The sequence below is a fragment of the Pseudoalteromonas sp. MM17-2 genome, assembly GCF_022347945.1.
GTDB lineage: Bacteria > Pseudomonadota > Gammaproteobacteria > Enterobacterales > Alteromonadaceae > Pseudoalteromonas > Pseudoalteromonas ruthenica.
In genome coordinates this window covers 47,419-64,818 of record NZ_JAKRFV010000012.1, presented here as the reverse complement: position 1 = coordinate 64,818, position 17,400 = coordinate 47,419, and the positions used below count along the sequence as shown (strand labels likewise).

The 17,400-nt window shown below is 47.2% G+C and carries 19 protein-coding genes; 2 read left to right on the top strand and 17 right to left on the bottom strand.

Going from position 1 to position 17,400, the window contains the following annotated elements:
- Positions 1-151: 151 nt before the first annotated feature.
- Both MHM93_RS11275 and MHM93_RS11270 read right to left on the bottom strand, forming a co-directional pair.
- Positions 152-1,213, bottom strand: coding sequence for an OmpA family protein (locus MHM93_RS11275; RefSeq protein WP_045979110.1), 1,062 nt, complete (start codon positions 1,211-1,213; stop codon positions 152-154).
- Between the two features lie 371 nt (positions 1,214-1,584).
- Entirely contained in the window at positions 1,585-2,736 is a 1,152-nt protein-coding gene (locus MHM93_RS11270) for a DUF5610 domain-containing protein (RefSeq protein WP_239449194.1), read from the bottom strand.
- Between the two features lie 195 nt (positions 2,737-2,931).
- Between MHM93_RS11270 and trmA the strand changes: the two genes are divergently transcribed.
- Complete coding sequence (gene trmA, locus MHM93_RS11265; RefSeq protein ID WP_130147094.1) at positions 2,932-4,029, top strand: tRNA (uridine(54)-C5)-methyltransferase TrmA; 1,098 nt, start codon at positions 2,932-2,934, stop codon at positions 4,027-4,029.
- 66 nt (positions 4,030-4,095) lie between these two features.
- Here the strand turns inward: trmA and MHM93_RS11260 are convergent, their stop codons facing one another.
- The 4 genes from MHM93_RS11260 to ccoG are packed head-to-tail and all read right to left on the bottom strand — an operon-like array spanning position 4,096 to position 7,814.
- The gene (locus tag MHM93_RS11260) at positions 4,096-4,728 is read right to left on the bottom strand and encodes a thiol:disulfide interchange protein DsbA/DsbL (RefSeq protein ID WP_022943751.1); all 633 of its coding nucleotides are present in this window, start codon (positions 4,726-4,728) and stop codon (positions 4,096-4,098) included.
- Positions 4,729-4,740: 12 nt separating this feature from the next.
- Positions 4,741-5,361, bottom strand: a complete 621-nt coding sequence (locus tag MHM93_RS11255; RefSeq protein ID WP_026110942.1) for a thiol:disulfide interchange protein DsbA/DsbL — start codon at positions 5,359-5,361, stop codon at positions 4,741-4,743.
- A 40-nt stretch (positions 5,362-5,401) separates the two neighbouring features.
- Positions 5,402-6,379, bottom strand: a complete 978-nt coding sequence (locus MHM93_RS11250; RefSeq protein ID WP_022943749.1) for a serine/threonine protein kinase — start codon at positions 6,377-6,379, stop codon at positions 5,402-5,404.
- Position 6,380: 1 nt separating this feature from the next.
- Complete coding sequence (gene ccoG / locus MHM93_RS11245) at positions 6,381-7,814, bottom strand: cytochrome c oxidase accessory protein CcoG (protein WP_130147090.1); 1,434 nt, start codon at positions 7,812-7,814, stop codon at positions 6,381-6,383.
- A 187-nt stretch (positions 7,815-8,001) separates the two neighbouring features.
- Between ccoG and MHM93_RS11240 the strand changes: the two genes are divergently transcribed.
- Complete coding sequence (locus MHM93_RS11240; RefSeq protein WP_152441301.1) at positions 8,002-8,343, top strand: hypothetical protein; 342 nt, start codon at positions 8,002-8,004, stop codon at positions 8,341-8,343.
- A 197-nt stretch (positions 8,344-8,540) separates the two neighbouring features.
- On the opposite strand, the gene MHM93_RS11235 is transcribed toward MHM93_RS11240, so the two are convergent.
- Genes MHM93_RS11235 through gspE form a run of 11 tightly spaced genes read right to left on the bottom strand, consistent with a single transcriptional unit; the run spans position 8,541 to position 17,387 of the window.
- On the bottom strand, positions 8,541-9,146 hold the full coding sequence (locus MHM93_RS11235) for a UPF0149 family protein (RefSeq protein ID WP_022943745.1): 606 nt from the start codon (positions 9,144-9,146) through the stop codon (positions 8,541-8,543).
- The gene (locus tag MHM93_RS11230) at positions 9,146-9,910 is read right to left on the bottom strand and encodes a type II secretion system protein N (protein WP_239449193.1); all 765 of its coding nucleotides are present in this window, start codon (positions 9,908-9,910) and stop codon (positions 9,146-9,148) included. Before MHM93_RS11230 ends, MHM93_RS11235 begins: the two co-directional genes overlap by 1 nt.
- 2 nt (positions 9,911-9,912) lie before the next feature.
- The gene (locus MHM93_RS11225) at positions 9,913-10,380 is read right to left on the bottom strand and encodes a type II secretion system protein M (RefSeq protein ID WP_045979103.1); all 468 of its coding nucleotides are present in this window, start codon (positions 10,378-10,380) and stop codon (positions 9,913-9,915) included.
- Positions 10,377-11,585 carry a type II secretion system protein GspL gene (gene gspL, locus MHM93_RS11220; protein WP_239449192.1) on the bottom strand — a complete coding sequence of 403 codons (1,209 nt, stop codon included), beginning with the start codon at positions 11,583-11,585 and terminating at the stop codon, positions 10,377-10,379. The genes MHM93_RS11225 and gspL overlap by 4 nt, the downstream gene beginning before the upstream one ends.
- Entirely contained in the window at positions 11,582-12,580 is a 999-nt protein-coding gene (gspK, locus tag MHM93_RS11215) for a type II secretion system minor pseudopilin GspK (RefSeq protein ID WP_022943741.1), read from the bottom strand. The genes gspL and gspK overlap by 4 nt, the downstream gene beginning before the upstream one ends.
- Positions 12,567-13,223 carry a type II secretion system minor pseudopilin GspJ gene (gene gspJ, locus MHM93_RS11210; protein ID WP_239449191.1) on the bottom strand — a complete coding sequence of 219 codons (657 nt, stop codon included), beginning with the start codon at positions 13,221-13,223 and terminating at the stop codon, positions 12,567-12,569. The genes gspK and gspJ overlap by 14 nt, the downstream gene beginning before the upstream one ends.
- Positions 13,210-13,614 (bottom strand): type II secretion system minor pseudopilin GspI, encoded by a 405-nt coding sequence (gene gspI, locus MHM93_RS11205; RefSeq protein ID WP_239449190.1) that lies wholly within the window; start codon positions 13,612-13,614, stop codon positions 13,210-13,212. The genes gspJ and gspI overlap by 14 nt, the downstream gene beginning before the upstream one ends.
- Positions 13,611-14,189, bottom strand: a complete 579-nt coding sequence (gspH, locus tag MHM93_RS11200) for a type II secretion system minor pseudopilin GspH (protein ID WP_239385624.1) — start codon at positions 14,187-14,189, stop codon at positions 13,611-13,613. The genes gspI and gspH overlap by 4 nt, the downstream gene beginning before the upstream one ends.
- A gap of 5 nt (positions 14,190-14,194) precedes the next feature.
- The gene (gene gspG, locus MHM93_RS11195) at positions 14,195-14,617 is read right to left on the bottom strand and encodes a type II secretion system major pseudopilin GspG (RefSeq protein WP_026110940.1); all 423 of its coding nucleotides are present in this window, start codon (positions 14,615-14,617) and stop codon (positions 14,195-14,197) included.
- A 41-nt stretch (positions 14,618-14,658) separates the two neighbouring features.
- Positions 14,659-15,891, bottom strand: a complete 1,233-nt coding sequence (gene gspF, locus MHM93_RS11190) for a type II secretion system inner membrane protein GspF (protein ID WP_045979098.1) — start codon at positions 15,889-15,891, stop codon at positions 14,659-14,661.
- On the bottom strand, positions 15,891-17,387 hold the full coding sequence (gspE, locus tag MHM93_RS11185; RefSeq protein WP_239449226.1) for a type II secretion system ATPase GspE: 1,497 nt from the start codon (positions 17,385-17,387) through the stop codon (positions 15,891-15,893). The genes gspF and gspE overlap by 1 nt, the downstream gene beginning before the upstream one ends.
- Between the last annotated feature and the right edge of the window lie 13 nt (positions 17,388-17,400).

Sequence of the window (17,400 nt, the reverse complement as noted above, 5' to 3'; positions counted from 1 at the left end):
AGAAAATTGCTGCCATTGCCCAGTAAGGAAATAGTCACTATAAATTTGATGAATATCAATTAAGAGAAGATATAAAGTGGTGAATGTTGAGTAATAATTATTTGCAACAAAAAAGCCCAGCATCGCGCTGGGCTTTTTCATCAGTTGATACTTAGTTGCGATTTACTTTTACGCGTTCAGTTACAGAGATATGTGCTTCAACGCGACGGTTTTGCGCATGTGCTTGTGCAGTGTTTGCATCGTTTAACAAGCGCTCTTCACCGAAGCCCACCGTATTGATGCGCGACTCGGCAATGCCGTCGTCGATAAGCTGGTTCGCTACGTGATCGGCACGCTTTTTAGAGAGCGTTTTGTTATAAGCGGCATCACCCACTGCAGAGGCGTGACCTTCCAATAGCACTGTGGTTTTTGGGTACTCTTTCATAAAGTCAGCCACTTCTTGAATATCATCAAAGTAACGCTGGTTTACGTCTGAGTTATCATGCGGGAAGCGCACTAACAAGCTCACTTTATCGCCTTTTTCCATGTAACGAGTACAGCCGTTCTCATCCACCGCATCGGTCATAGGTGTATTTGCGCAATTATCTCGTGCGTCAATAACACCGTCTTTATCGCTGTCTTTCGGCTCTTCTTTCACTACTGGAGCAACAACAGGCTCTGGCGCCGGCTCTACTTTTTTCGGCTGCGGCTTATCACCAAAGTGATAGCTAAGACCGAGTTTAAGGCCGAAATCTGAGTGGTTTTGGTTCAAGCCTTCGTAGTAATTTGCTTCACCATAGGCAGCCCAGTTATAAGTTAGGTGATGGCGAAAACCCACACCTAGATTTGCCGCATTGAAATCGTTATAAACATCAAACTTCTTAGCACCCAACACACCATAAACGGTATCGTTAAAGTGGTATAGTACGTCCGCACCATAACGCTCGCCGGTTTTATGATTGTCGGTATTTTCAATATCAAGCTCGAGTGCAGCGAACTCTAGGCGTGCAGTCCAATATTCGTTAAAGCGATAACCCACTTCAACACCTGAGCCAAAAGATTCGCCAATTTCAGTGCCTACAGGCGCACCATCGATGCGATCCCAATCGGCCCAGAAATAATCCCCAAAAACACCAATATGGAGGCCTTCTTGCGGGTTTGTTTGTTCGTCAGCCATAACGCCTTGAGTTGCGAAAGCCAGTACAATAGCTGCAGAGAGTGATTTGATTTTCATTGTATCCATCCCATGTTAACGATTATCGAGCACGCGCTTAGCATTTGTGCGTCACACACCAGATTGAAAAAGCGGCTAATACTGCTTCATAAATCTGAGCTCGTTCGATTGTTATTGACTTTATTAGCTGGCATTTCTTGCTTTTATCGTAGCCACATTCATCAATGTGCTCTACGTCGTGGTCCAAGCCAACAGTTCATTTCCACACCCAAAGTGTAGACCGCAGTGAAGCAAAAACAAAAGCTTAGCCCCACTTTGTACTTCAAATTTAAACACAGGTTTGCTGAATAGCTGCTGAGCATCATATTAAAGTACTATGAACTGAATGTAACCAAGGCATTAAAAAAGCACCAAATGGTGCTTTTTGTCTATTACTCGCTGTCGTCGCTGGGGGTCGATGGTGAGTCTTTTAACAGCTGCTCCAGCTGCGAGAACATCGCTTTGCTGTAGTCAATAAACTCCTGCACTTTCTCTTGCTCTTTATCTTGATTGAGCCAAAGCATCAACCCCGATAACTCATTTTGCAGCCCTAAGTCACCCGCCTGCTTGTATGCCTCTTTCAGCGACTCATTGAAAGGTTGCAGCTCTTTGGCAACTTCCTTACCTGGAGCCGTGCGCTCATACTCTCTTATTGCAGCACGAGTTTTAGTTTGTGTCAGATCCATAGAGAAGGCGACTAGCTCTGGGTTATCTAGCTGCAACTCACTGGCTTTATTGAACGCCTCATCATATTGGCCGCTAAAGAAGTCTTCACTTACGCCTTGCAGTTGTGCCATGAAATCATTTACAGCTTGCTGCTCATCTTCATTTAATTCGCCATTAACCGATAACGTGAAGTTTAATTCCTGCTTCTCAAACTGTTCAGATGCATAGCCAGACCCTTGCTTTTCGCCGGGGGCAAATAAACTGGCTGCCGCACCAGCTTGGTAGTTTTGCGCTAAACTAACGACCACTTCATCGCCTTCAGCGGTAGTAAAACGATACTCGGCATTATTTTGTAGCTGCATATACTGGGCTTGGCTTACCGCTACGCCATTACCAATACTTTGCTCGCCAAAAAGCGATTGCTCAAACTCATTGAGCCCTTCCTCAATACCTTTTTGTGACTGCTCAATGCCGGTTTTAATTTCGTCGTTGAGTAGCCCGGCATCTTCAAGCTCACCGTAGGCATCATCAATACCGGTTTGCACGCCTTCGCGCGCTTGCGCCAGCATTTCTTGTAACTTGTCGTCATTGGCGCCATCGGCTTTCGCTTTTTTCACCGCGCCTGTGACAAACTGCAGCACATTTTTCACTACCTCTTCGAAGTCAAATAACGGCTTGCTTTGCTGTTTTGGTTGTTCGAGCCCTAACGCTTGCGCCAATTTATCATTCAATACCTTGGCACCCACTTGGCCATAACCCGATGAGTAACTATCAAACCCCGGAGAGTTAATCGCGGGCTGTGCCGGCGCATCACCTTTATTTTTTAAACCAGAACGATTGCTTTGGTTAAAGATATGATTTAAATCGCTAATTTTCATGAGCTAAGGCCCTCCTCTGCAGTGGTTGCCAAGCCTTGGCAGCACACATTCATGAGTCAATTAATATACTACTACCGCTGTTATCGGCAGCACGCACAGAAACTGTAGAAATTTTGTGCACTTTATAATGGCCAATACTGGACAAACCGTGGCAACTGCCTACAATAGCGGCGCACTTAATAACGAGAGGTTTGCATGCCAGTAATTGATATCGATACCAGCACCTATGACGCGCAGCTAACAGAAAAACAACAACGAATCACGACACAGTTTTCGCGCTTTGGTGTGCAACAGCTTGAAGTGTTTGCTTCGCCGCCGAAGCATTACCGTCAACGTGCTGAGTTTAGAGTATGGCATGATCAGGACGAGCTCTACCACATTATGTTTGACCCCGTGAGCAAAGAGAAGATCCGCGTTGATCACTTTGATCCGGGTGCGCCGTTAATCAATGACCTTATGAGCGCGCTTATCAACGAGCTCAAAGATGATGAGTTGATGCGCCGTAAACTGTTTCAAATCGATTACCTCACGACGCTAAGCGGTGAGGCATTGGTGAGCCTGCTTTACCACAAGCCACTCAACGAACAATGGCTAGCTGGTGCCAAGGAATTACAAGCAAGATTACAAAAACGCTTTAATGTTGAACTCATTGGCCGAGCTCGCAAACAAAAAGAAGTGTTAGGAAATGACTATGTTATCGAGCGCTTGCAGGTAAATGGCCAGCAGTACGTTTATCAGCAAGTAGAAAACAGCTTTACCCAACCCAATGCCAAGGTGAACGAGCTAATGCTGGGCTGGGCTCAAGATGTGTGCGCCCCTTTGAATAATGATTTGCTCGAGCTTTATTGCGGTAATGGTAACTTCTCAGTCGCCTTAGCAGGGTCTTTCAATCGCGTATTGGCCACAGAAATTTCGAAGTCATCGGTTAAATCGGCACAATACAATATCGCTGCTAATAAGGTGACTAACCTCGATATTATTCGTATGAGTAGCGAGGAATTTACCCAAGCTATGCGTCAAGAACGCAGCTTTAGCCGCTTAAAAGACATCGACTTACAAGAGTATAACTGCCAGACCATCTTGGTTGATCCACCGCGTGCTGGTATGGATGAGCTAACCTGTAAGTTGGTGAGTGAGTATGACAATATTGTCTACATCTCCTGTAACCCAGATACCTTAGAGCGCGACTTAGATAGGCTAGCAAGTACTCATAAGGTAACGCGATTCGCGATTTTTGATCAGTTCCCTTACACCCATCATATTGAATCCGGTGTGTTCCTCACTCGCAAGTAACTGACATTGTTTGCAGAATAAAAAAACCGCATCATTAAATGCGGTTTTTTTTATGTCTTTCTTAACTTATTTTTTCGCAAGAAAATTAATTAGTGCAGCAATATCTTCAGGATCGGTAACGCCTGACTCACGACCTAGTAGTAGGCGATATTTACCATTAACAATAAAGGTAGGAACACCGCGTAGGGCCCCTTTTTCTTTAAAGTATTCTTGATCGCGCTGCATCTTCGAGGCTTTAGTGCGAATAGCAAAACCTTTAAATAGCTTGTCAAACTTATCGCCATCTACGCCGTTGGCAACAAAAATATCTTTCACATCAGCGACTTCGTTAAACTTAGCGCGCTTAGTGTGGATATGACTGAACATGGCTGCAATCAGCTTATCTTTCTGCGGCAGCACTTCAGCAGTCGCGAGTGCTTGTGACAGCATATCTTGGTTCTCGGTGCTGCGGCCGCCCATGAAGTTAACGTGACTTTTCTTAAAGTCAACATCCTTGCTGAGCTTTGGTTTTACATCCATAAGCAAGCCTTCATAGGCGTTACAAGCGGGGCAGTAGAAAGAGAAAAACTCTTTCACTTCCGGCTTACGGCTAGCTCTGTCCGAAACCACTTCATAGTGCGTGCCTTCTTCAAACTGTGCCGCAATTGCACTGATAGGCAGCGCTAATGCCATCATGGCTAAAGCAATGAACTTCTTCATCGAGTACTCCGATTATTTTTCTAATAAATAGTTTACGAGCTCGTTTAGCTCTTGTTGCGATGCCACTTTATGCACATGTACTTTGTACTTATCGTTAACGATGAGTGTTGGCACACCGGTCAAAGCACCTAGCTTTGAGTAAGTTGTTTGGTCATCCACGGCTTCTTTCTCACCATTTACAACAGGTTCGCTCGCAGCAAGCATAGCGAAACGTTGGGCATCAATGCCTTGCTCTGCGAGCAACGCTTCCACAGACTCTTGCGTTTGTAATGGCTCGCGTTGACGGTGAATGCTATCGAAAATCGCCTGCGCTACTTCGGCATCTTTACCTTCTTCTTTGGCAACGAGGTAAGCCCGAGTTAAGCGGTTTTGCGCATCTTTATCAATACGTAAGAAGTTTACATGGCTCTTAACTAAAGGCACGCCTTCAGGCAGTGACTCTTCAAGTGCCCCAACAATAGGCTCAAGCTTGAAGCAATGAGGGCAGTAGAAAGAGAAAAATTCGGTTACTTTATCAGCTTCAGACGCTTCAGCTTCAAGTACTTGATAGTGCTCGCCCGCTTTAAAGTCAGCTGCCCAAGCGGCAACAGGTAGGCAAAGTAGTAGTAGTGAATATTTTAAAGTTTTTATCATAGTCATCTCAATGTATACATTAAACATCAAAAGCAGGTGCTTAAGGTAAAAGTTTTAATGGTGGCTCATCTAACGCCGCCAACTGCTCTTTTAAAGCCAGAGTTTGCTGTTCCCAGTATTTGTCTTCAGCAAACCAAGAAAAGTTCCGTTCAAACGCCGGATCTGACCAACGTTTTGCTATCCAGCCCATATAATGCACCATGCGCATGGCTCGCAATGGCTCAATCAATCGCAACTGAGAATGGTCGAAGTCGGCAAACTCTTCATATGCCAGAACCAAGGTATCAAGCTGCAATAACTGATTTTGCCTGTCACCACTGAGCATCATCCATAAATCTTGAATCGCAGGGCCTTGTCGGCTGTCATCAAGGTCAACGAATGTCAGGGTGTTGTCCGCAGACCATAGAATGTTGCCAGCGTGGCAGTCACCATGCAAGCGAATACTCTGCGAACAATCATAAAGTTGTACCGTTTTATCAATAACCTGTTGCAGTACCGTATAAAATGGCAGCGACATGGCTGTGCTCACCAAGTTACTTTGCTGTAAATGAACCTTAGCTTGATGCAAATACTCGTCGCACCCAAGCGTTGGTCGCTGCTCAAAAGCAGACGCTTTAGCCGTTTGGTGCATCCGCCCGATTAAGCGCCCGAGTTGCTCCAACTGATCCAGGTTGTCCATTTCAAACTGCCGGCCACCCACACTTGGGAACAAGGTAAAACGATAACCTTGATGCTTAAACAGGGTCTTGCCGTTGATTGTCAAAGGTGCCACCACTGGCACCTCAGCATCCATTAATTCTTGAGTGAAGCGGTGCTCTTCCAAAATTTGTGCATCGCTCCAACGCTCTGGGCGATAGAACTTTACAACATAGCGGCGCTTATCCTCTGCCAAAAATTGATACACCCGATTCTCATAGCTATTGAGTGCTAATAACCCGGACTCGGCGTACACCTCAACCGAGTCAAGGGCATCTAAAATGGTGTCAGGTGTCAAAGATGCAAAACTAAACTCGCTCACATTAGCGCCCTTTAAAGAAGTTGCTGGATTGCTTAAGCTGAGTGTCAGGGCTATCCACTGGGTAAAGCACAAACTCAAATTCGGTCATTGGCTTACGTAAGTCATAAGGGTCAATGATCACCGACAACGGTGCATTGTGGGAGCGCCCCGGCTGTACGGTGAACTCCTGCTCACCAATCACTTGATAATGCTCCAACCCCTGCACTTCGACTCTAAAGCGCTGTTCTTGCTGGGCTTTATTTAGAATCTTTAAGGTATAGGTATTCTCTACCAAGCCTTCCATATTGACCCGATACAGCTGATTCCGATCGCGGATAATGTCTAAGTCCATCGGCACGCGCATCATGATATTGGCCGCCAGCGCACCAATAAGAATAAATAGAATGACTGAATAGCCAATCAGCTTGCCACGAACGGGTTTGGTTTTCTCTGCCGACGCTTCAAGGTTGCGCTCGGTGGTGTAGGAGATAAGCCCGCGTGGATAATTCATTTTATCCATCACGCCATCGCAGGCATCAATACAGGCGCCACAGTTTATGCACTCATACTGCAGGCCGTTACGAATATCGATGCCGGTCGGGCACACTTGCACACACAAGTTACAGTCGATGCAATCGCCTAAACCCAGTTCCTTTGGATCTTGTTTACGCCCACGTGGACCACGTTTCTCACCGCGCTTAGCATCGTAACTGACTGTGAAGGTATCTTTATCAAACATGGCTGATTGAAAACGTGAGTAAGGACAAATATGCAAACACATGATTTCGCGCATCCACCCAGCATTACCGTAGGTGCATAGCGTAAAGACAGCAATACTTAATACCGCATAACCACCGGCTGAAAAGGTAAGAAAGTCAGGCAACAACTCACGAATAGGAGTGAAGTAGCCAACGAAGGTAATAGCGGTATAGAGAGAGAAAAGCAGCCAGCTACCGTGCTTGGCTGTTTTACGCCAAAACTTATCAAAGTCCATGGGGCGCTGATCCAACTTTTTACGCTGATTTGCAGTGCCCTCTATCTTCTCTTCGAACCAAATAAAAATAAACGTCCACACGGTTTGCGGGCAGGTATAACCACACCATACTCGGCCGTAAAAGGTAGTCACCAAAAACAGCGCAAAGGCAGCAATCATAAAAATAAACGCGAGAATGGTGAGATCTTGCGGTAAAAACGTCAGCCCAAAAATGGTGAAGTGCTGGTTCATTAAATCGAATAACACTGCTTGCTGGCCATTGTAATTAATCCAAGGAAGTAACATAAAGGCCAACATTCCTACCAGACCAATACGTTGACGTAACAATTGATGGAGGCCTGTTACAGCGCGAACGTAAATGCGGTTACGGGGATTAAATCGATCGCTTTGCGCCGCACTGGGCTTTTCGATCTTCACGTCAGTAGGGATATTTTTTACCTTGATCCGCTGCTCTTTATCCATTGTCTTTCCTCAACGCCACGTTTTTAGGAAGGGGACAGTTAGTTTAACTGCTTAGAGTGCAAGTATATCAATTTAGCGACAAAAATGATGCCTTTGCAGGCATATATGATGGCTTTTGCTTGCTTTTAAAACACAGAGTTTACTAAACTAGGGCTGCGCTCGCAGTTACCTAGATCAAGGTTTAGTTATGAAGAAGTTATTGGTTATTATTTTTTTGGTGTTGGCTTTTTTCACCATAGACCACCCGATAGTAAAAGGCCCCCGCGACAAGCTGTTTAATCAGACCATGTCCGATTTGAGCGCGGCCAGTAAAGTGAACAAAGAAGTCAAAGCCAAACGAGCCCTAGAGCAAATTCGCCAACAGGTACGCTTGACAGACAAACAGGATCAACATCTAGCGTCTGCTTTGCGTACCGTTAAGAGCATGTACGCATGGGAGCATAAATACTGTTTAAACCGCGAGCTTAATGAATATCTGTTTGGTGATGCTTTGCGCCAAAGCTGCTCGGTCATCGCCAGCACCCACTAAGTTATGGATTTCTCGTCACTGACCAAAAAGCAAAGCCAGTCGTTTGTGCAGCAAAAAAAATTGCTACAGCGACTGTCTAAAGGTCAAGAGGTGCGCTGCGAGCACTGCCATGGAAAAGTCACCCTCGCTCTGGCTGAGCCGGGCTATGCGAGCGCACGGTGCGAAAAGGGCTGTACCGACGTGTTATTGCAGCTATCCTAACCGTCCCATTCTTGCTCATCATCAAACAAGCCACTTTGCACCGCAACAAGCTCAATCAGCTCAGCAAAGCCGAGGCTAAAGTCGGCCATCATATCGAACAAGACTTCGGCAAACTGTTGCTCGCTCTGCCCACTTTGTGCCGCTTGTGCGCAAAATGCTTGTTGCTCACTGAACAAACTCAGTACGGTCACCGCTTGTAGCAACATCTCGCGACTGTCATCATCCACCGCCTGCGCCGTTAGCAACGGCTCAATATAATAGCTAACACCAATCGCAAACCCTTGGCTCCACAGAAGTATAGGTGCATCATTGGCAAAGTTATGCTGCCAAGGCTGACGCAATTGCACAACCTTACGCAGGTTGAACCCCTCACTATAAACTTGATCGCTCACCTGTTGCTGCGCATTCATTAACGCAAATAATACGCTCTCATCGCTCTTCGCGGCTTGCTCGCCCAACACATCGACCAACCATTGCTCTGGCTCGATAGGCTGAGGGGCGCACACAAGGGCAAACAAGTAGCCTTGCAGCTGCACAAAGTCCATTGCGTGGTCATGTTCATCCAAGTATTTTTGCAGTTGTTGCTGCACACTGTCGGTCATTAGAAGTTGATCCTATAACGCCCATCACTGGTTTGGTTGCCAAGGAACTGTACAGCATCATGCACATCCTTAGGTAGACTCGCATCCGGTTTTACAAAACCACTTGCTGTAAGTTGACTACGCTCGTTAAGGCCCGCATCAACTTGCAGCCCAAGGCGATTCTCTTTATCAACTTTCACGCTAATACCGCCGTTTTTACAGGCTAACTGCCCTTCTAATTCACCAATACTGAACCAGCCATTGCGCCCTTTCACGGTGATATCTGGTGAGCTAATTTCACCAGCGAGAGCTTGGCAGTGCGGCTGACCCAATTGATATTGGGCAATATCAACAAAAATCCGCCCCCGCGCTTGAGTGGGAATAGGTAGTTGTACTTGTGCCAATGCCTGCTCTATACGAATACGGGCATTAGCATCAGTAACCGTTAAGTCCTTCTCAAACAACCCATAATTAATCACCCCACCCGCAGAGAGCTCCTCAGGGTTACGTTTATTACCTAGGGTGACATCCACTTGCGCTTTACCTGTTAGTAATGCCCAGGCATTTACTTGCCACTGCGCTTTGCTCAGGTATTGACCTTGATAGCGCACACCATTTATTTGTCCTTGCCAGATGGTTCCGCTTGCTGGCCCTAGCTGTAATCCTGGCGGCAATTGCTTAGCCGCCAAATTAAGCGCGATAGAGGCGGGAAATAAAGCCACAGCAAAGATAATAAAAGATAGTAAAAATAAGCTTCCCAGAGCGAATGCTTTCTTCACAGACATAGTTACTCCAATACAATGCGGCTAACGCGCACATGCCCAGGCTTTTGGTCTTGCGACAGTTCAATATTGGCGATGCTAACGCCGTGATTGTTCACCAACTCGTCAAGCCAAGCTAACAACTGGTTGAACGGCACACTGTCAATGTTTACCCGTAAGCCATCACCGCTTGGCTGCATACGACTGATCGCAATTTGATATCGACCCCGGGTGCGGTTGACGATTTGCGTCACATTTTTGCCACCGGTGTTGGCAACGGCACCTTTTGCTTTGAGCTTGACCACACTTTGCTGCACAAATTGCAGCAACTCTTGTTGTTTTAGCTGGTCTTGCTTGGCGTCTTCAATGGCATTATTCAACGGCCGATAAACCACCATGACAAAGAAGAACACCACAAATACCGCACCAGCAATTAAGAGTAAGCGTTGCTCTTGCGGCTTTAAGGACTGCCAATAATTAGTGAGTGCGCTCATTGTGCTCCCCTTATTCTTAACTCGCCGATGACACTTTCACCATCGTTATTGAGTGAGCCTTGCTCAACATCTAAACCGCGCTGCTCGAGTTTGGCTTTTACCTGCCCAAAACTTTGGAAATCTTGCCCTCGAGCCCCTACGCGTAGCTCATTGCGACGTTGGTCAAAGCGTAATGTTTGCGGCACAAACTGTTTGCTTTGTTGCACCACATCGGCAAAATCTTGTAGTAATAATAAAAATTGAGCGCTCGGATCTTGGCCACTTTCTTTCAAAGCACCGTTAATCTGACTCCGTAATAAATGAGGACGCACTTTAGTGCCTGGGAAAGCACGTTCATAAGTACTGATCACCTGAGCCTTGGTTGCTTCAGCTTGGCTACTATAGTGATAAAGCTGCGCGCCTTTAACCCCAAGCATAAAGACCAAGGTCACCGCTGCTGCCACCATCGCTGGGCGCCAAGTTTTTAACCAGCCATAGCTTTGCTTTTTATAAGCAAATTCGCCTTGGCGAAGATCGATTGGCGACGAGGCGGTGGCGAACATCGCCAAAGGTAACTCAAACTTCTCTTCATGTACTTCGGTGGCTATCTGCTCACTGTGATAACCAGGCAACGGGCTATACAAGTCTAAGGTTTGTACGCCAACGGCACTTAAAAAGGCTTCGGCCCACTGTGGTTCTAGCTGTGCACCATGCCACGCTCCATAGCGCACCAAAAAGCTATGCTCATTGACAGCCATCGCGGTAGCTCGCTGTGGCTGAGGCTCTGGTAATAACAGGGCATCACTGTGAATATGCTCGACAAGCAACTGCGCATCGCTCAATACTGATAGCCAATTTTGCAACCATTGACGGTTCACCAAAGCAACCTGAATGAAGTGCTGCTCGCCATCACTGTGCGCCTGGCCGTGAGCGATAAACAAGCTGTCGACATCAACGGCAACCTGCTCCTCAATCATATAAGGAAGCGCTTGCTCTAGCTTGCGGCTCCACTTAGTCGGCAATTGCACGCGGTGACATTGCACCTGAGCGCTGGGTAACACTAAGGTGCACTCACGGTTATGTGCTTTCGTTGCTAACTGCTCTAATTCATTGGCATCATGTAGTTGACCACTGCCAATAATTTCATTTTCACTGCGGTTATAGACCAGCCAATGTATGGGCTGATCGGGGCGCTCGCCCACGTGGATCAGTAAGGACTCTCTCACTGCACGCCTCCAAATTTTCGCGCCAAAATAGTTACGTTGTTTTTATCTGCTTGTAGTAATGACGTCATAGTAAACTCGAAATCAACGAAGGTAGCGGTGGTCTGTAATTGAAAGTACTCACTTTTCAACACAAAACGCTCATCATCTGCCTTCACATCCTGTCCGCCTTGTTTTTTTACTTCTGTGGTGAACTCATTGAGCTCATCGAATCCTTCGTCGGGACGAGCGGCAATCACCGCCTGCGCACCTGACTCACTGAGACCATTGACCATTGCTGCTAATAACAGCGCCTGATCTTCAGTAATGGTATTGACGTTAATAGAAAACAGCTCGTCATCAGGAATAACGCACACATAGGGGGCTATTTTCTGCATGACTAAGGGGTTAAAGCCCTTCACTAAACGCAGCTCTGAAATATCGGCGAAGAAGTTATTGGCGGTTAAGTAAGGCACATCACGTGACAAATACTCATCTTCTTCAGCGCCAGAACGCATGGTAATACTGTCTTCATCAAGCCAATCAAAGACACTGTCAGCCATGGCCTCTTCCGACTCTTGCGCAGGCAACTCCTCAACTTCTTTGAGCAAGGCTAGCAGCGCCTTGTGCGCAGGATTTGATTTTACAAAGCCGCCTTCAGCAGCACTGGGCTCAGCGCGCAAGGCATTTAAGTTTAAGCACGTTTGTAAGTCCCTTATCGCACCGCTAATGGTGCCGTTTTCCACCGGATAAGGGGTGTCAGCGGCGAGTGCCCAAGGTTGTTGTAAATGCATTTTATCGGGCTCTTTTTCAATGCTTTCCCGCAACACTTTTTGTGCCAGCGCTTCCGCTGCATAGGCATACCATTTCGCCTGGCGGAAATCGTCTAAATTCGTAGACTTTTGCACTTGCACCATTAAATTGATGCTCATTTGTGCCGCTATCGTCGTCGCCAAGGCGACAATAAACAACACGATAACCAGCGCTGCACCACGAGCTGACTGTTTACTTTTCGCCACTTTTTGCCTCTTTGCCTTGCCCTGCAAGTAAAAACAAACGTTTAATTGGCTCCCGGTCTTTTAGCGTCAGCTCAATAGATACCGCTTTGGGTAATCCCTCTTGTTGCCACTGTGGCTGCCATGGCTGCTCTCCTTTACTGTCATAAAATTCAAAAGTGAGCTCTTGCACCCCCTCCAACAGCACTTGCACACGTGGCTCTGTACTATCTAACTGATCGACATAGAGTCGATATAGCCGCTCTAGCCGCCCCTCTTGTACCCGATATGCCACAGCTTGCAATTCACTGCGCGGTAATAGGTAGCCGGGGTTTGTCCAGCCGCTGCGCACAAAGCCGATACCATCAAACTCGCTATCGAATAAATAACGTTCGTGCATCAGGAATTGCTCTTGCGTATCACCAGCCTCGTTGCGCACTTTGCGTTTAGTGATCTGGCTAAAGTCTTGCTCTAGCATACGAAATACGTTTTGTAGCCGTGAGAGCTCATCCAAGGTTTGCTCTGACGCTTCCTTGGTGCGTGTGGTTACGTCCAAAATCTGATGGGTTGCGCCGATAATAAACACCATCACAGCCAACGCGACCAACACCTCGACTAAGGTAAAACCGCCTTCGCCCGCATTGTGACAGCCATTAGCGCCGGCCATTGCTTTTGGCCTCTTTATCGATATAGGTGGACAGGGTGTAAGCAAACTGCTCGTATTGCTCATCGGTGTACACCTCGATATCCACTTTTACAAAGCTACTGTCCGCCGTGCGCGTGACTTTTTGCTGCCAATACCAGGTTTTTCCAGCCAACTCGACTTTGCCTTTATGGTTATTTTTAGCAGCCCACTTGTCACCTTGAGCACGAATTTCAACTAACTGGTTTTCTGCCACCCAAGACGCAAAGGTTTGCTCTTCGATGGTACTTAAGTGATTAATATGCTCGCCGCTGATTTGCATCGCCGCGATGCCAGCCATGGCGCATATACTCAAGGCCACCATCACTTCCAACAACGTAAAGCCCTGATACCGCCCCCCCCTGTTTCGATTCATGGCCACTGCTCTCTATCAAGTGCCACGGGAGCCATAAACTCACCGGTTATGGTGTAGGGCATAAGCTCTTCTTCACGGCTATCCACGGCCAACGCCAGCTCAAACGGGCTGACCTCTCCAGAGGAAAGGATCATCACCTGCGGGATTTTCATTTTTTCCAGCTCAAGGAAGTCCTCTTCATCGACCCCTAAAAGCTGCTGCCAGTCGACGGCATCGAGCAGGCTATCTTGCGCCCATGGCAAATCTTCTTGATTAAGGGTCAACTCAAAAGGCGGTTCGAATTGCTTGCCTTTCAGTATCCCTTCGGCATCTTCCAATGGCCGCCATTCCTGCTCAGCATAGGTTAAAAACTCATAGCCATTATCGGCAACATACAACCCTAATTGACGCTGATTTAAAATGGCGTACTCAGAGGCATAATTAATACTGGTTTGCAGCGCGAGGGCGTGTTGCTCGAGCTCATCCTCATGTGAGTCATCGATGCTGTATACCACGAGGTTAGCGGTAAAAGCGATGATCGCTAAAACCACTAAAATCTCGATTAAACTAAAGCCACGATGACGAGCAACTGCCATACAAATTAACGCTCTTCTTCGTCCCAGTTACCGATATCGTCCTCAGTACCCGCTTCACCGTCCGGACCCATTGAAAATACGTCAATCTTACCGACTTCTCCTGGGTAAATAAGCTGATACGGATTACCCCATGGATCTTCCGGTAAGTTCTCTATGAAACCACCATCAGGAAAACGTTTTGGCACCGGTTCAATACTTGTTTTGGTCACCAAAGCTTCAAGACCTTGCTCCGTGGTTGGGTAGGTCTTATTTTTTAATTTATACAGGCTCAATGCATCTTCAAGCTGTTGAATATCTAGCTTTGCTTTGTCTAATGCGGCCTCTTCCTGTTGTCCCATAATGTTGGGTGCCACAATTGACATGATCATGCCAATAATGACCAGAACTACCATCACTTCTAATAATGAAAAACCAGATTGCTTTCTCACTGTCATTACCTCTAATTGCTTAAATCCATCTGCGCCTTAGCTTATAAGCCAATGGCCTTGTTCATCGCCATAATCGGTTGCAATATGGCCATTACGATAAATAACACGATAATAGCCATGGTTGCTATCATCGCGGGTTCCAAAAGTTTAAGTGACACATTGACCATGGTTTCAAACTCACGATCTTGGTTGTCGGCGGCGCGCTCTAACATTTGCTCTAACTCGCCTGACTTCTCACCACTGGCTATCATATGTAGCATCATGGGCGGGAAAAGCTTAGTTTGCTCAAGCGCCGCTCGAAGGCTAGCCCCTTCACTGACTCGAGTAGCCGCCTCGGCAACGGCCGCTTTAATCTTCTCGTTGGCAAGCACATGACCTGAAATTTTCATACCCTCAAGCAGCGGCACAGCACTGGAAGAAAGAATGCTTAGGGTACGAGCAAAACGCGCAGTATTTAAGCCCCGACTCACTTTGCCGATACCGGGTAAGGTGAGCAGCTTGCTGTCATACCAAAAGCGAATATTGGGCTTTTTCAGCGCTTGCTTAATACCGACTGTGAGCAACACAAATACTGCGATGCACACAAACCAATAGTTTTGCACGAAGTGGCTGGCAGCCATCACCCACTCGGTGGTCCAAGGTAAAGCTTGCTTTGACTTTTCAAAGGTTTTCAATATCTTGGGCACCACAGTTCCCAGAAGAATGGAAACAATGGCCACGGCAAAAATCACCAAAATGATAGGGTATACCATGGCCTGGGTAATCTGTGAGCGCATGTGTTGACGTTGCTCGGTGTAATCCGCTAAGCGGTTTAAAACCTGGTCTAGATGCCCTGATTTTTCACCTGCTGAGACCATCGCCCGATACAGATTATCAAACACGTGAGGAAACTCCGCGAGGCCATCGGCTAGGGTGTAACCCTCAACTACCTTCGAGCGTACCGCCATCAACATTTTCTTCAGGCGCGGCTTCTCACATTGCTCGGCCACGGCCATGACCGCAGCTTCAACTGGCAAAGCGGATTGAATAAGAGTGGCAAGCTGACGGGTAATAAGGGCAAGATCTGACGTCGATATTTTCGCTTTAAATACGTTGCCTAATAAGCCTTTATTGGCAGCACTGGCCTTTTCTTGAGAAGCGGCTAATTCCACGGCAACAGGCATCAGTCCTTTGTCACGCAATTGCTGACGTATTTGCTTTGCCGTATCGGCCTCTAAAAGCCCTTTTTTTTCTTTGCCTCGCCCATCTAACGCGCGATATTCAAATGCTGCCACTATTGCTCCTCACGGGTAACCCGTAACACTTCTTCCAAAGTCGTTTTTCCAGCAAGAACTCTAGAGCAGCCATCTTGGCGAATACTTGGGCTGTGCTGACGCACATATTTCTCAACCATTTGCTCACCATGGCCGTTATGGATCAGCTCACGGATATGGTCGTCCACCACTAACAACTCATGAATACCGGTACGCCCTTTATAACCGTTATAGTTACATTCTTCACAGCCTTGGGCGCGATAGATAGTAGGTGGGTTTTCAGCGGGCACACCTAAGAGCTGGCATTCACTTTCATCAGCTTCATGAGCCTGCTTACAATTATTACACAAGGTGCGCACTAAACGTTGAGACAAGACTCCTAACAGCGACGAGGACAATAAGAAAGGTTCTACCCCCATATCTTCCATACGGGTGATCGCCCCGGCTGCGGTGTTGGTGTGCAAAGTTGACAGTACTAAGTGACCGGTGAGTGACGCCTGAACACCAATTTGCGCGGTTTCTAAATCACGGATTTCACCCACCATCACCACATCTGGATCTTGACGCAAAATAGCTCGCAGACCGCGCGCAAACGTCATATCCACTTTGGGATTGACCTGAGTTTGGCCGATACCGGGGATCTCGTACTCAACAGGGTCTTCAACGGTGAGGATATTGCGGTCTCGGCTATTAATGGCCGTCATTCCCGCATACAGGGTGGTACTTTTACCCGAACCTGTTGGGCCGGTTACAAGAATAATGCCATGGGGTTTACGAATAAGCTCTGCAAACAGATCTTGGTTGCGTCGCGTCATTCCCAGGTCTTGTAAATCAAGGCGGGCATTGTTTTTATCAAGTAGACGCAGCACCACCCGCTCACCAAAGCTTGATGGCATCGTTGACACCCGCACGTCAACCGCGCGCCCAGCAATGCGTAGGCTGATACGACCATCTTGAGGAACACGCTTTTCAGCAATATCCAGTTTAGCCATAACTTTAATACGCGATACGAGCAGCGAAGCTAGCTTGCGATTAGGCTTGAGCACCTCTTTGAGCACACCATCGACGCGAAAACGAATCACAAGCTCTTGCTCGAAGGTTTCGATATGGATATCCGATGCACCCTCTTTGATAGCCTCGCCCAACATGGCGTTAATCAGCTTGATAATCGGCGCATCATCGTCAGCAGCAAGCAGGTCTTCGGTTTGCGGTAGCTCCTCAGCGAGAGAGAATAAATCGGCCTCATTGCCGATATCTTCCATTAACTGCTGGGTTTCCGAACTATCGCGTTGATAGGCCGCCTCAAGGACGAGTTCGAATTTGTCCTCCGGCAACCTCTCTACGCTAAACCCTCGGCCTGCGAAGCGGCGCACCTCCAACATAACCTGAGGCTCTAAATCATGGCTATGGTAAAGCAGTAACGTCTCATCATGCTCCACCAATAGCACTTGAAAGCGGCGCGCAAAGGCAAATGGCAGTCGCAGTGGCGCTGTGGCAACGGTTTCTGATACCTCCATCAGCGCTTCGTCA